Source organism: Nocardia sp. 852002-20019_SCH5090214 (assembly GCF_001665865.1).
Lineage (GTDB): Bacteria > Actinomycetota > Actinomycetes > Mycobacteriales > Mycobacteriaceae > Nocardia > Nocardia nova.
The window spans coordinates 24331-39390 of record NZ_LZMK01000212.1 but is presented as its reverse complement, the minus strand read 5'-3'; the positions used below and the strand labels follow the sequence as shown (position 1 = coordinate 39390).

12 protein-coding genes are annotated in these 15060 nt (G+C 67.9%); 11 read left to right on the top strand and 1 reads right to left on the bottom strand.

Annotated features, from left to right (window positions below):
* The first annotated feature begins 593 nt into the window (after window positions 1-593).
* From A5780_RS17005 to A5780_RS16955, 11 genes are all read left to right on the top strand, one after another.
* Window positions 594-1205 (top strand): hypothetical protein, encoded by a 612-nt coding sequence (locus A5780_RS17005; protein ID WP_063019381.1) that lies wholly within the window; start codon window positions 594-596, stop codon window positions 1203-1205.
* Window positions 1198-2904, top strand: a complete 1707-nt coding sequence (locus tag A5780_RS17000) for a hypothetical protein (RefSeq protein WP_064908913.1) — start codon at window positions 1198-1200, stop codon at window positions 2902-2904. The genes A5780_RS17005 and A5780_RS17000 overlap by 8 nt, the downstream gene beginning before the upstream one ends.
* A gap of 15 nt (window positions 2905-2919) precedes the next feature.
* Complete coding sequence (locus A5780_RS16995) at window positions 2920-3798, top strand: hypothetical protein (protein ID WP_064908912.1); 879 nt, start codon at window positions 2920-2922, stop codon at window positions 3796-3798.
* Entirely contained in the window at window positions 3788-5512 is a 1725-nt protein-coding gene (locus tag A5780_RS16990) for a hypothetical protein (RefSeq protein WP_063019386.1), read from the top strand. The genes A5780_RS16995 and A5780_RS16990 overlap by 11 nt, the downstream gene beginning before the upstream one ends.
* Window positions 5513-5541: 29 nt before the next feature.
* A complete protein-coding gene (locus A5780_RS16985) occupies window positions 5542-7038 on the top strand; it encodes a PPE domain-containing protein (RefSeq protein ID WP_064908911.1) in 1497 nt (498 codons plus the stop codon).
* Window positions 7035-7379: a YbaB/EbfC family nucleoid-associated protein gene (locus A5780_RS16980; protein ID WP_051757257.1), complete on the top strand. Its 345-nt coding sequence runs from the start codon at window positions 7035-7037 to the stop codon at window positions 7377-7379. Before A5780_RS16985 ends, A5780_RS16980 begins: the two co-directional genes overlap by 4 nt.
* Window positions 7376-8143: a hypothetical protein gene (locus tag A5780_RS16975; RefSeq protein WP_064904928.1), complete on the top strand. Its 768-nt coding sequence runs from the start codon at window positions 7376-7378 to the stop codon at window positions 8141-8143. The genes A5780_RS16980 and A5780_RS16975 overlap by 4 nt, the downstream gene beginning before the upstream one ends.
* 67 nt (window positions 8144-8210) lie before the next feature.
* Complete coding sequence (locus A5780_RS16970) at window positions 8211-8567, top strand: hypothetical protein (RefSeq protein WP_063019390.1); 357 nt, start codon at window positions 8211-8213, stop codon at window positions 8565-8567.
* A 19-nt stretch (window positions 8568-8586) separates the two neighbouring features.
* On the top strand, window positions 8587-8892 hold the full coding sequence (locus A5780_RS16965) for a hypothetical protein (RefSeq protein ID WP_064908910.1): 306 nt from the start codon (window positions 8587-8589) through the stop codon (window positions 8890-8892).
* Window positions 8893-8897: 5 nt separating this feature from the next.
* On the top strand, window positions 8898-11444 hold the full coding sequence (locus tag A5780_RS16960; RefSeq protein ID WP_064908909.1) for a hypothetical protein: 2547 nt from the start codon (window positions 8898-8900) through the stop codon (window positions 11442-11444).
* Window positions 11445-11581: 137 nt separating this feature from the next.
* Entirely contained in the window at window positions 11582-13498 is a 1917-nt protein-coding gene (locus A5780_RS16955; protein WP_064908908.1) for a type VII secretion target, read from the top strand.
* Window positions 13499-13657: 159 nt separating this feature from the next.
* Here the strand turns inward: A5780_RS16955 and A5780_RS16950 are convergent, their stop codons facing one another.
* Entirely contained in the window at window positions 13658-14968 is a 1311-nt protein-coding gene (locus A5780_RS16950) for a hypothetical protein (RefSeq protein WP_064908907.1), read from the bottom strand.
* Window positions 14969-15060 lie beyond the last annotated feature (92 nt).

Below are 15060 nucleotides of genomic sequence, written 5' to 3'. Positions count from 1 at the left end.
CACCACACCCGCACCCGACCCGGCCGGAGCCGGACCCGGTGGCGCAGACGGAGAAACCACCGGAACAGACGACGACGAGGCGGACGGCACGGATACTCCCGAGTTCTGTGGCGCAGACGTTCCGTGCTGATCCGTCCAGGGAGAAGTGCTCGGCACCGTGGCTCTGGTTCCGCTCGAATCACGGTGCCGCCGAGGTGTTGTCCACGGTGTCGTCGGCGCCTCCGAACCGGATCCGGTGTCGGCATCCGGGGCGGTGGTAACGGGATCGGTCGAACCGTCGTTCACCACCGGCACTGGGCTCTCGATGCTGGTCACGCGCCATCCCCCAGGGCGACGAAGGCGAACGTGACCGGGCGCGCCGCGGCGGTGATCGACTGCAAAAGGGGCATCGGCACTCCTTCCGCATCGGTCCCAGCCGGTCCGCCACGGCGCACCGATTCGTCGGTGCGCGAGCTTCTCTCAATCCTCTCCGGTCCTGATCCGCACAGAATTCCCAACGCTGGGAATCGCTGAGAATGAGGGGGGATCGAACCGACGGCAGGACGGGGATCGCGGTATGAGTAGCAGTCGCTCCCGACCGGGTAGGTGACCCGATGAACCTGTTCGGTGCCATAGGTAAGGCTGCCGGCTGGGTCGGCAACCAGGTCGTGAACCACTGGGACGACATCGCGATCGGCGCGTTGACCGGCGTGGCCTTCGCGACCACCGGACCGATCGGCGCGGGCTTGGTCGGTGCTGCCGCCGGTGCGTTGCAGTCGGGAATCAAGGACGGGTGGAGCTGGAAGAACGTGGGAGCAGGCGCTGCGTTCGGTGCCGCCGGAGGCATGCTCGGTGGCGGTGTCAGCGGTTTCGGCGTCAAGGGCTTCATGCGGGCCGAGGGCGAGGCGGCGGCGAAGGCGATGGCCAAAGCGATCGCGAAAGCCGATGCCAAAGGCGCGGTGAAGGGCCAGGCGATCAAGGATGCGATGGCCTTCAACAAGACCGGATTCTGGAAGAACAAGCTGCCGACCTGGGCCGGCGCCGGGCACATGACCCCGGGTCGGTATTACTCCAGCGCGCTGGGCGCGAGCATGGGATCTTCGAATGCTCATTTCGCCTGGGACATGGGTAAGGACGCATGGACGATTATTCAAGGAGGTAAGAACGGCCCGGGGCAGATCCCGGTTGTAGACATAACGCCCGCGGAGGCGCTCAAGTATGTCTGACAAGATGCCGCGGATCTTCATGCCCGATCCGGAAAAGATGCCGGACGGCCTGACGTTTTCTCCGGGTCTTGTCCAGCAATACAAAACGCTGCCCGCCATGTATGTCTCGAGCTGGGCGGCATTCGGAGACGGAAGTGCTCTGGCTGCGCCGAAGACGGTTCCGGTCGGGAAGGTGTCCGGGGCAGAGAACGCCGGCATTGCGAATTACCAGCAGTGGGTGATCGCTCTTCAACATGCGTACGACCGACTGCTGGAACTCGACGCTACCGTGGCGAAGGCTGCTGACGACAGCCCGGAGCTGTGCCACGAGGGCCGGAGTGACTTGGCGAACGGCATCGATGGCTTGAAGGTCATGGCAAGTGTGGACCCCCGTGATGTGACGGTGCTGAAGGAGCTCATCGATAAACAGGTTCTGGACCCGAGCCTCGCCCAGGGGGGTAACGCAATTTCGGAGGACGATTACGTGATGGCGATCATCGACTCCGCGGTGAACACCGTCTCGGGCATCATGCAGGAAAAATCTCAGCAGTTCGCCGAACTCGGTTCGAAGGTCCGCAAACAGAACCCCGAGGATGCCGGCAAGACGACCGGACCCGGAGGCGTCGACAAGCCCTCGCCTTCAGGAAAGAACACCGGCCCGAGCAACACCTTCACTTACACCGGCGACAACAGTCCCTACTCGGTGGTGGGAAACGAGAATTCACCCGCAGCTGCGCCGGTGTGGAACTGGGATACCTCGGGCAGTCCGTCCCTTTCGTCCCTCGCTCCGGTTACGGATTCGCCCGTTGCGCAGACCGCCGCTTCCAATGACGCGGGGCAGCCCGTGCCGCTTGCCTCTGCTGAACCCTCGTCTCGGCATTCCCTGGCACCGGCCGCCGCCGCGCCCGCGTCGGCCGCCGCGAGTGCGCCGTACGGGATGCCTGCCTACGCCTTGCCGATGGCGCTGGCTGCCGCCAACCAACGCCGAGCGGCCGAAGCGGCACGCAGCGTTCCGGCCACGGCGGAGAACCCGTCGTCGACGGTAATCGCTCCAGCTGTCGGTGCTCCGCCGGCGGCGCCGGCCCAGGCTGCGCCGAGTCGTGCCGGCGCCGGCCCTGCTTCCGCGAACACCGCGTCGAATTCCGCTGCGAATGCGGCCAACTCGGCACCCGGCGCGTCGAATCAGTCGGCCACACCGACGCAGGCCGCCGCACCGGCGAAAGCCGGCGCGACACCGGTCAGCGTCGCCGTCGCGCGTGCCGACGACGGCAGCACCGTCTTCACTTTTCCGGACGGTCGTTCTCAGCGTGTCTCGATCGTCGTATCGAATGCTCTCACGGCGGCGTTCGGAAACGCGGCGACCACGGACGGTCGTGGTGCCTACGCCGCCACCCCTGCCAAGATTCCGGACGCGAATTCTCTTGGGACGCCGGCCGAACCGAATCAACTGACCACCGGGGATCTCGCGAGTTGGGATACCCAGCGGACCGCACTGGTAGTGGCCTTCCCGGAGGAGAACGGCGGAACACTCGAAGTGATCATCGAGGCCCAACTGCGTCCGTTCGATCCGCATATGAGCGACAAGAGCGGAGACTTCGGGTCTTTCGCAGGTTTCTTCCACCCCGCCGGAATCGACATATCGGCTCCCTCGTCCAGCCCTGGGCTGTCGGCGACTCCGGTGGACCAGTCAACGCACGGACCGGCGACGGTACCCGCATAAGGAGTCGGACCATTCATGGGAATCGGGACCATTTTCAAGGCCGCCAACGAAGCCACCGGCGGCAAACTGGGCAGCGCGCTGCTCGGCGCAGCGGTCAACGGCGGTGCCGAATTCCTGCACTCGGCAGCCAGTGACGGCATCGGGAACATCGACTGGGGCCGCATCGGGATGGCCGGCGGGATCGGTGCGGCCGGCAGTCTCGCGGGTGATGCGGTTGCGGGGGGTATCAGCCGGAAGACAGGGCGGTCGGTGACCTCGGTCGGCACCGAGATCGAGACCATGGGGAAAGGTCAGCAAGCACTCGAGGAAGCCCTTAAAAAGAAGGCGAGGGCCGACGCGAGATATTACAAGAATAATGCCTCCAATTCGAATCCCAAGCTGCGTGCAAAATCGCAGAAGGCTGATCAGGAGTTGGCTGACCAACTGGGTGTTCCCCTCACCGACGTTGCTGGCAAAAATAAATATAAGGGCTTGCAGAAGGAGGTCAAAGCCCGGGGGAAGACTACGGACAAAGAAACGCAGGAGCTGGAGAATCGGAAGAAAGAGCTCGAAGCCAAGCAGAAGGGCTGGGCCAACAGCAAGGGCGCGAAGAACGCGGGCTGGAAGCGGAACTCGTTGCGGGCGGCGGGGATCGCGACAGCAACGGGCTTGACCTGGCAGTCGCCACGCGGGGGCAGCGATTCGGGGGGATCCGACGGCGGCGGCGACAAACAGCCGGGCGGAAAGCCACCGGCCACGCAGCAGGTCACCCTCACCTGGGGCGGTAGCCAGTACATGGATTCTCCGGCGAAGGAACCTATTGCCCCCGATCCGGGCTACACAGCCACCGGTACGGGATTCCTGCTGTATCCGCAGGGTTTGAACGAGCAGATACGGCGCTGGTATGTCGGATGAGACCGAAGCCGAAACCGCCGACTCGCTGGCAGAGGCGCTGAGTACCAACGCGAAGCTCTTCGGTGAGCCCGAGAAGGGTAAGCCGGTGGCGGTGGTGAAGACGCCGACGCTGAAGCCGCAGGCGCTCCAGAAACTGCAGGGCCAATCGGATCTGCTGACCCAATACCGCTCCGCCGTGAGCAGCATGAATGCGAAAGCGGAGAGTTACGACGCTTCGCTGGAGAAGCTCGGCGCGAAGGTCGACGACGTGAAGAAGACCTCCAAGGACGGACTCAAACAACTGGGTGACCTCGTCAGCGGTATCAACTACAACGTCGCTTCGATCTCCTCGCTCGAGGAGGGGCAGGTGCTGGAGATCCAATTCATCGACATGATGGACCAGGCGTACTCCGAACTGATCGACACGGTGGATCCGGCTGCCGGACAGAACGAGGCCGCCGCCGATGCCATCAAATCCTGGGCGGCGGATTTCGAGAAGACCCAGCAGCAGCACGATGCCGCCATTCAGTCGGAACTGGACAGCGCAATGGCGAAGCTCAATGGCGGCGGTAACGGAGGTAATCCCGGCGACAACCCCGGTTTGAATCTCGGTGCCGACAACGGGCTGGAGAACCTCGGCAAGGACACCACCATCGACCCCAATACCGGACTGCCGACCGACAACACCTCCACGGCCGACGACGCCAAATCGAAGATCGACGATGCGATTCAGCAGATCAAGGATTCGGCGATGACACCGAACTCGTCGATGGCGAGCCCGGTCGAATCACCGTCGCTCGGTTCGGGTTTGGGCGGAATGATGGATCCGATGGGCATGGGGGGAATGGGCATGAACCCGTATATGAATCCGTACGGGATGGGTATGGGCATGGATCCCTACGGCTCGCTCGGGGACTCGCTGCGCAACCGGGCCGACGATCTGGATCCGAATCGGATCGATCGGGCGGTGCAGCCGCTGGCACAGGCGCAACCGCAGCAGCCCGCTCCGTCGACGCCGTGGTCGAATCAGAACAACGCCGCGCCGGTGTCGAATACCGCCGGCGGTCCGCCTCCGAACGCGACGTCCTCGCAGCCGGGCGGGACCACACCGCCGCCGCGGGTGCCGGGTTCGGACGGCATGATCGAATACGCCTTCCCGCCCGACTTCCAGCGGAAGCAGAAGGTGTCGCCCGTCGTCGCCCAGGCGCTGGACGCGGCCTTCGCCAATACCAAGGGCACGGACGCGAAGGCGGCCTATTCCGGCACCACGGCGAAGTGGTCGGACAACAAGCAGGTCGGCGCGCGGATCGATCCGAGCCAGTTGATGACCGGCGATGTCGCGCTGTGGGACAAGGACCACGCGGCGATCGTGGTCGCCTTCGGATCCGGTGATCCGAGCACCGCCGCCGCCGCGAATTTCACCGGTGCCGCGAGTTTCACCGGTGTGTCGGGCGGTTCCGGTGATCCCTCGGCCGGCTCGGGCGACACCTCGGCCGGTTCGGGTGACGGCAGTGATGCGCTGCAGGTGATCGTGTGCGGTGAGCTGAAGCGGTTCGATGCGCACATGTCCGATGTGGGTGGCGATTTCGGCGACTTCAGCGGGTTCGCGCATCCGGCCGGTATCGAGGGCACGGGCGCCGCGCACGGTGACGCCATGCCCGCGGTGCCGGCGCCGGGTGATCCGTCCGCCGGCGGTCCGACGATGTCGGCACTGGCCGGCACTCAGACGATCTGACGGCTGGAGGGTGAGAGGAGGTCGTAGCGTTGAATGTTGATCCGACGGAACTGGTTTCGGCGGCATCCGCCCTGGCCGATATGGCCCACAACAGCGGGTCCACCCTGCCCCGAGGCTGGGTGGTCCCGGCCGGAGCGGATCCGATTTCCGCGCAGGCGGTGCCACAGCTGAACGGCAGTGCGCAGGACCTGTACAACGGTGTGCTCGGGGCGTTGAACGAGGTGCATCGCACCGCCTGGAACATCGGCGCCGCCGCGGTGGACTACACCGAGGCCGACGAGCAGGCCGGGCGCGATATCGGCGGCGCGGGTTCGGATTTGCTGACAAATCCGGTGGCCGAGGCTCCGCCGCACACACCGCGGTTCGCGCCGACCTTCCGATTGCCGGCCGTCGGCGCGGAGGTCGATCCGCTGACCTTCGCCCAGCAGTTGCATACCGGTCCGGGGCCGGGAGGCGCCGCCCGCTTCGCCGAAAACGTGCGGAACTACCTGTCGACCACGCATGCCGATGCCACCAGCGGTCTGGATCAGGCCGCGCTGCGCATGCAGCACTGGACACCGGTGGGATCGGCGGCTGCACAGCAACTCTCGAAACACCGCAGCTGGCTCGACCAGCTCGGATCCGCGCTGGGGGATCTGGCGGACAACGCCCAGAACTACGCCGACGCCTTCACCGCGGCGAAGGCCAAACATCCCACGCCCCAGGAGATCATCGCCGCCCGCAAGGAGCTGGTCTCGGCGATGCGCTCGAAGAACGAACTGGGCGTGCAGGATGCGCTGGCGAAGTTTCAGGAGCAGAACGCGCGCTCGGCCCAGACGGTCACCGACTACTCCACGGCGGTGAACTCGAAGGGGCCGTCGAAAGGCTCGGAAACCTCGGGCTCGCAGAGTGATTCGAGCGGTAGCGATATGAGCATGCTGGCCCAGATGCTGCCCACGATGATGAGCTCGCTGATGCAGGGCGGGATGATGTCGCAGCTGGGCCAGGGCGGCAGCACGGACTCGCTCGACGGGCTCGACGGCTCCGATTACGGCTACGACTACGGCAGCTACCCCGACTACGGTTCCGCCGGTGGCGGTTACGGCGGCGGTGGCGCGATGCCGATCGGGGACATCACCAGCGGGCTGGACAGCGGCTCCACGAGTACACCGACCGTCAGCGTCGGCCCGATGCCGATGGTGGCGTCGGCGTCGACGGCCGGGACCGCGGCGAGCAGCGCGTCGAATATGCCTCGCACACCGGTGATCGAGCCGCTGTCCTCCTCGGCGGCCGCGGCGGCCCGCGGCGCCGCCGGTGGGTCGCCGATGATGCCGTACATGCCGATGGCGCCCGGTATGGGCGGTGGCGGCGGCGGCAACGAACGCAACCGGGTCGTGGCATGGCATCCCGATCGGCTGATGTACGTCGACGACACCCCGCACACCGAGCAGGTCATCGGTGAGAAGCCGACCATCGCACCGACCGTCACACCCCCGACGCCGTCACCCGCCAACCAGACCCCGAGTCAATCCGGAGGTAGCGCATGAGTGGAATCCATCCCGACGTCCAAGCGGCTTTGGACGCCGCCCGCGAATTACGCCACAAGATCGCCGATCTGCGGGAACGTATCGACGCGATCCGAGCGCGGCGCCCCTCGCCGAGCGGTGCCGTCATCCCCGAGGTGGACGCGATGGGGCGGCTGACCGACCTGTACCTGGCACCCGGCACGGTCGACCGGTTCGAGGCCGATGAACTGGTCGCCGAGATCATGTCCGCCATCCGCGAGAGTTCGGCCGACGCCGGACGCCAGTACCAGGTGATCATGGATGCCGAGCCGGCGCCCGAGACCGAGGGTGTCGGTGGGCAACCGGTGGAGCAGCTGTCGTGACCGAACCCGCGGCGGTCACCGTCGCCGACACCGTGCGCTGGCTGCACGAGGAGGGCCTCGTGCGGCTGGCGGGGGTGGGCGAGCGCAGTCTGCACCCGATCGCGGCGTTCACCATCGACGTGGCGACCGGAATGGTGGGAGCTCATCCGGCTTCGGGCGCCAGCTCCGATGTGAGCACCTTCGCCGCCGACGATCTGCCCCATCCGGTCGGTTCGCCGAAGCGGCTCGTGATCGTCGGTGTCACCACCTCCGAGTCGATGCTGGTGGTGGATCTTGCTGCGGCCCTGACTATTTCGATCAACGCCGATCAGCCCGAGGCGGCCGCGCGGTCGTGGGTTCTGCAACTGCTGCTGAATCCGGAGATCACCATCTCCACCAACAGTGCCGAGGTGGCGATCGGTAACAGTCCACGCTGCCGCCGCTCGTTCATCCCGGGCGGCGGCGCGACGATCATCAATATCGACGATATGAATCCGCCGCTGACCACGGTGACGCTCAACGGAGCGGAGGGCCCGGACCATCTGGACGTCGAACCCGACGGAACGGGGGAGATGTATTTGGGCTCGCGATTCTGGTCGCTGCGTCAGGTGATGACGGTCGGCGACGCGGCCTGGAGCGAGTTGGTCGACCGGATGTCGGGAACCGGAGAATCACCAGCGGGTTCGAACGAACCACCGCCGGCCGCGAGCGTCGCGCCACCCGCCGGCGCCGTCGCACCACCGCCGCGAGGTGCGCTCGCCCCTGAACTTTCGGAGGGCCGATGAGTCACACTGCGGTGCCTTCCCGTCGGGCCGACCGGGTGCAGGTGGCTCGCAAGACACAGGAGAACAGATGAACGACGATCTGGATTTCGACGACTACGACACCGAATCCGATGCACCGGCGCCGGATTGGAAGTCGATGACCTACGAGGTCTTCAATCCCGACCACAGCGTCGGCGTCGCATGCGACCGGGACGGCGAGGTGGTCGGTCTGCACCTGTCGGACGAGGCGCGCGACAACGGCGACAGCTGGCTCGCCAACGAGATTCTGCGACTGGCGCGGCTCGCGCATATGAAATCCCGCGTCGGGCTGCGCGCGGAGATGGAGTACAACGGCGCGCGGCCCTACACGGTGGACTCGTTCGATCTGCCGACCGAGGCGTCCTACCGGGCGATGGAGAGCGCCGAATTCGGCACCACGCTGTGACTACAGATAGGAGTCCGTCATGCTGGAGATGGACGATCAACAAAGCTCCATCAACGCGTCGGATCAGTTCCACGTCGCCGTCGCCGCGAACACCGGACAGGCATCACAGCACGTGGAAAATCTGCCTACGCACTATCGCGCGGGCACGGGAGCGGAATTCGACGATCAGACGACGCAGATCCGCAATCGAGTCGGTGAGTGGATCAGCGACTTCGTAACCGCGCGCAACCGCCACAGCGATGGCACGAACGTTGCCGTGCGCGATGCCGTGAACGCCCTCTACGACGCGGATATCGATACCGGCGCCGGCGTGCGATCGGTCTGACGCGCATGGGTTCCGAGCACGGCAGCCCCTATTGGGAAACGATCGTCGGCAAGCATTGGCCCACGATTCCACCGTCGGATTGGTACAACCTCCAGACGATGGTTCGCGACGCCGCCGCGGCGATGGACCCCGAGGAGGCCGATCGTGCCCGGCGCCTGTTTTCCGAACGCGTTCCGTCCAGCGAAGGATTGGAGCCGGCCAAACGCGACATGCTGAACCAGCAGGACAGCTTGCGCAAGCTGGTGGATGCCCTGGTCGCCGCGTCCGATACCTTCGGGCAGATCGGCGACATCGACTATCGCACCCGGCATCGGATCCTCGACATCGTCGATCGTGCGGACGCAGATATCCAGCGGGTCCGGCAGCAGGAGACCGACAAGAACGGAAACGAGGACGAAGCCGCCGAACAGCGGCGGATCTCCGCCATCGTCCGAGAGGCTCGGGACGAGGTCGCCGACGTCGAGCGCAATGCGCTGAACATGTTGGGCCCCCAGGGTCTTCCGGAGCTCGCCTTGATCGCCGAATTGCTTGGCCGGCCGAATCCCTGGGCGCGGGGCAACGGCCCGGGCGGCCCGGGACATCCGGGACGGCGGCAGGACGGTGGGCCCGGGGCCGGCGGCCGCCCCCGGTACCCCGGCGGCGGCTCGCACCAGCAGATGCCTGGTCCGATGCACGATCCGATGCCGCGCTTCCCGTTCCTCCCCGGGATGGTCCGGCTCGATCCGGGGATGTTCTCTCATGTTCCACCGCCGTTCGAGGACATCGCGGATCGGCTGCGGGATCGGCTGTTCGGTGACCCGCCGGCCACGGTCGATCACATGCCTGCCCTGTCGGCGGGCCCTCAGGACCAAGCGCCGAACGCGCCGGCTCCGACGGCACCGGTCGGCGGCGCGCCTGCTCCGGGGCAGAACTCCGCGTGGGCGCCCGCGGCTCCGAATCACGCCGGCCCCGGCGACAGCGGCGACCATGCCGTGGACGCCGCACCGATGGCTGATTCCGGTGCCTCGCACGAGCCGGACGCCCCGGTCGCCGGGACCGCCTCGGACACACATGCCGAGCCCGCCGCCGGGCACGGCTCCGAGTCCGGGGGCGGTCATGACGAGAACGACTCCGGCGGAGGGCAATTCGGCCGCACGTCGCATCCGGACGACGAGACCGAACACGACGGGGCGGGACATCGTGCCGAGCTGGGCCCGATCGCTCCGATCGGCGCGCCGGGCCTCGCAGCGGGCGGGGTGATGTCGGCGCCACTGGTCGTGCCCCAGCCCGGGGCGCTCGGTCCCGCCGTATCGGCCCCCGTCGATCGGATGAACGCGCCCGCGGCGCAGGCAACCCCGCCGCCGGCCGGTGCCGACACCCGCCCCGGATCGCCACCGGACTCGCGGATCTCCGCGCCCGGGGGGAAGGGGCCCATGGTCGGCAATCCACCCGGCCCACCCGGATCCCCCGTTGCGCCACCGGCGGCGAAAGCGATTCCCCCGCAGCGTATTCCGGGACAGTCCGGCAGCGACGAGGTCGTGCGGGATGCGGTCGGCGCGGCCATGGTGGCGGCGTCGGCCCCGGCCTTCGTACTCGGCGAACGTGTCGACGGCGACCTGGTGTTGGCCCGCAGCCTGCTGAGCAGTCTGCTCGCCGCGGCCGGGGATTCGGCGCTCGGTGTGGACTGGGCGGTGTCGGTGCTGCGTCATTCCGGCGGCGTGACCGCGTTCGTCACCTCCAACGAAGGGCGCGGGTGGCTGCCGGCCGGGCTGTATCTGCCGCGGGAATTGTCCACGCCGTGGGTATGGTCGGAGTCCGAGGGCAGTGGCTGGGAGGGCGTCGGCGATCCGGCGCGCATCCTGGCGGAATTCGGAATCGCCTGGGGTGCGAAGATCGGGGCGCGGCTCTCGGCGCTGGTTTCGTCGCAGCCGATCGACGGCACGCTGAGTGCCCAGCTCGGTGCGGTTCCGACGGAGGGCTCGGTCGCGGCCGCGGCGGTGATGGATTTCGGTACGCCGGCCGCGGGTTTGGCCGACCGGCTCGAACTCGTGGGGTCGGCGCAGCTGGCCGAGCGCGTGGCCGCGACTCCTCCGGATCGCATCGCCGAGCGGTGTGCGGAGTTGGCGCGCGACGGCCACGCCCGGGCCGCCGCACTGGGGCGGGCGCCGGATTCATTGGGAGCCGGGGCGATTCGCGCCGGCATTCTGCAGGCGATCGCGCAGCGCAAGGCGGTGCCGGAACCGCTGTGGGACGAACTGCGCGACGCCGACGCGCTGGTCGCAGCCTCGATGTTGCCGCTGCGCGCGGATGTGTCCCGCGTAGCGTTGGGCGAGCTGCGGTCCGAATCCGGCGCCCGGGGAGAGGCCGCGGTCCTGCGTGCGATGGTGTGCCAGCGACGCTGTGACGAACTGGTCCTGCTGCTCGCGGCCGAACCGACTCGCCAAACCTTGCGCGACGCCGTATACGCACATGCGCAACTGGCGGAATTGGCCGCGGCCCCGCCGGGACCGGATCCGACGCCGCCGGGACCGCCTCGGACCTCGTCGGTCAGTGTCGGCCCCATGCGGCGGTGAGCGCCAGGGAGCGGTGGACCGTAGCCGGTCGGATGCCGTGCGCGGCCAGAACTTCCCTGCACTGGGAACAGCGCCCGGCAGTGGGGATTGTCCAGCGCCGACAATGATCTCGTCAGTGGCGGAAAGGATTGTGCGGCATGCCGGAGATGGAGATCGACCCTGCGGTGCTGCGTCAACTGGCAGAGCAACACCGTCAGGTCGCGCGCGAAACCCGGGAATGGGCGCAACCGCCTTACGATTGGCTCGCCAGCTTCATCCCCACGTACGGCAAGATCGCCCAGCCGGTCAAGGATGCCCTCGACGACTACTACGACGCCCGCAAACGGGCGGGTGACAAACTGGCGGACGACCACGACCACACCGCGGATCAGTTGATCGCCGCGGCCGAGTCCTATGAAAACGCCGACCACGGCATCGCATCGGATTTCCGCCGAGCGGGCGACGACATCGGCGGGCACGGGTCACCGCAGGGAACACCGGCGCACGCTGGGCCGAACGGCCATACCTTCGGCCCCGGCGACGGCCGCACGCCGGCGGGTATCTCGCCGCTCGGCACGTCGCCGCTCGACGGCGGTCCTTCGGTCACCGGTTCGCAGACGCCGGGCGCCGGTCAGCAACAGCCGGACGCGGCGGACCAATCGCCGGGCGCGACCGTCCCCGGCGTCGCCGCCGCCGCACCGGGAGCTGCCGCACCGATGGGCGCCGTGGACTCCACAGGCACCCAGGCCGGGTCCGGTTCCGGCGTCAACACCGGTGCGGCGGCCGCCGCCGCGGGTACCCCGGTCGGTGGAGTGGCGACGCCGGCCACCGCCGGTGCGGGCGTGGGTGCCGACGACCGATCGGCGCAGCAGCCGCCGACCGGCGCCACGGGACGCTACGACATGCCGCCGGTACCGGTCGTCACGCCGTTCGCCGCCGCGGTGGCCGCGGCCAAGGACAAGGAGGCCGAGCCGGCCTACGTGGTGGGCGATGCGGTCGACAACGACCTCCTGGTCGCGCGCACCTTGCTGGCGGCGGTTCTGGCCGCCGCGGATACGCCGGCGGTGGGAATGCACTGGGCGGTCGGCGTGATGCGCGGGCCGGCCGGGGCGGGAGTGTTCATCACCTCGAACGAGGGCCGGGGCTGGTTGCCGGCGGGGATCTATCTCCCTCGGGAGGTGTCGACGCCGTGGATGTGGGACGAGATGCTCGACGACGGCTCGGGCAGTGCCGCCTCGCCCTGGGAGGGGATCTCGGACCCGGCCCGGGTGCTGGTCGAATTCGGATTGGCATGGGGCCCGAAGGCCAACGCGTCGCTGGTGGCCCTGGCCTCGTCCGCCTCGATCGACGGTGAGTTGCGGGCACGGTTCCCCGATATCGCGATAGCGGACCTGGTCGGCCCGGCCTACGATGTCGACCTCCGGGTACACACCCCGGACACGGTCGATCGGCTCGATCTGGCCGGATCGCCGGAAGCCGCCGGTCCCATTGCGGCAGTATCGGATTCACGCGCGTACGCCCGTTGCCTCGAGTTGGCGACCGAGGCCCACACCAAGCTGGTCCGCAGCGGGACGGCCGCGGCTGATTCCGCCGAGTCCCGTCGCATCCGCGATCGCATCCTCGCCGTTCTGGAGGCCGGGCAGGAGGTGTCGCCGCAATGGTGGGAACAACTGCGCGAGGCCGACGACCTGCTGGCGGCGGCAATGCTTTCGCGGCGCGTGGACGTCGCCCGAGTGGCGCCGGGTGACCTTCGCATCGACGAGGAGGGAGCGACGTTGCGTGCCATGGTCTTCGAACGTCGCTGCAACGAACTCCTGCTGGTGCTCGCCGGCGAACCCGGCCGGCAACAACTGCGCGACGCGGCGTACGCCTACGACCAGATCGTGAATCATCCGCGATTCGTGGAGGTTCCGGCGGCGGTCACGGCCGCCGAGCCCACGACGGTGGACCGCCCGGTCACCGTGTCCGGGCCGGTGTCGGCTCCGAGTGTCGCCGCCGGCCCGCCGCGCGGGGCGGCGGTCGTGCCGCCGGTGGTGGCACCGCCGGTGGTCACCCCACCGTCCGAGCAGTCGTAGGCGGGGGCCGGTCCGGACGGTTTCGCCCGGACCGGCCTGCTGTCGGCTTGCCGATGAAAGTGACTGCGGCTCAGGTGATCCCGGAATATTCGGGCATGGTGAGGCGCGCACGATCGGCCCGGCCGGCGCGCGCACAGTAGTGCGCCGGGGATGCCTGGGTCAGGCGGGTGCGCCCGGAATACCGCCCCCCGAGGGGGCAGTAACGGCGGGCGCGGACGTGCCTGGTGGTGTGGTCGCCGGCGCGACCGTGGCCGGTGCGGTGCCGTCGGCAGCCGGCGGAGTGATCACGGCCGGGTCGGCGGTGACGCCGCCCGGCTGGGGAGCCGTCGCCGCCGGAGCCGCACCGGCGGGCGGCGCCGCATTCGGGTCGGCGGCGGGACCCGTGGGCGCGGCTTGCGCGTTGGGTGCGGCGCCGTTCTGCTGTGTCTGTTCGGCCTCCCGCTCCTTGCGCTCCTCTTCTTCCCTGCGGTGCTGTTCGGCGTTGTTCTGGATGAACTGCTGCACCATCGGTGCCAGGGACATCAGACCCATCGGCAACATCATGGCCAGCGGACCCAGCATCTGCGCGAGCCCGCCCAATCCACCGTCGCCGCCGGCGCCGGCCTGCGCGGCGCCGCCGGATGTTGCGGTACCGCTCGACGCACCGGAACCGCTGCCGGAGCCGGAGCCCTGACCGGATCCGTTCGTGCTGTTGCCACCACCGGCCATGTTCGCGTTGTATTCGGCGACCGCGGAAACCTTCTGGCACACCGAGTCCAGGGTGTCGGCGATCTGTTCCATGAGTTTGAGCTCCTTGGCCGCCTTCAGCTTCTTGCTGAGCGGCCGCAGGTCGACCTTGAGAGCATCCTTCAACTTGTTCACGTCGGCCATGACAGCTCTCAGCGTCTGATCCTTGCCGTCCTTGACCTTGATAGACGTCTTGACGACCTCGGCGTCCATCTGCAGCAGGTAGGTCTGGCGGGCCCGGACCTTGGTCAGGGTCTGCTGGTAGACGTCGCTCGCCTCGCCCTTGCCGAGATTTTGATAGACGGTGGTGGTGAGTAGATCGTTCACATTGGGCGGCGGCGTGGTCATGCCACGCCCCAGCAGATCCACCGTGGTCTGGATCGCGGTTTCCGCCAGCGCGACGAAACTCGTCAGGGCCGGCGACGCTCCCGGTGGCGGGTCGAGTTCGATCGGCTTGCCGTAGTGCTGACCGACGCCGTCCGCTGTCGGGGTGGGATTCGGCGTGGGCCCACCGGTCGTGTGATCGGTGCCGGGTTTGCCACCGGGTTTGCCGTCCGTGGGAGGTTTCTCGCCCGGTTTGCCGTCGGTGGGCGGCTTATCGCCGGGCTTACCATCCGTAGGCGGCTTTTCCCCGGGAGCGATGGCTGTGGCGGGGTCTGCCTGTACGAGGGTGACTCCCGCGACCTCGGTGTGTTGTTGTGCCAGTGGGCGCAGCCCCGCGGGGTTGATATCCATCTCCGCCATGCCCGACAATCCTTTCCGCCACCGACGACATCATTGTCGGCGCTTCCCGCAAATGGGAAGCTCGGTCGTTTCGCCATAACACGATCGGTGTC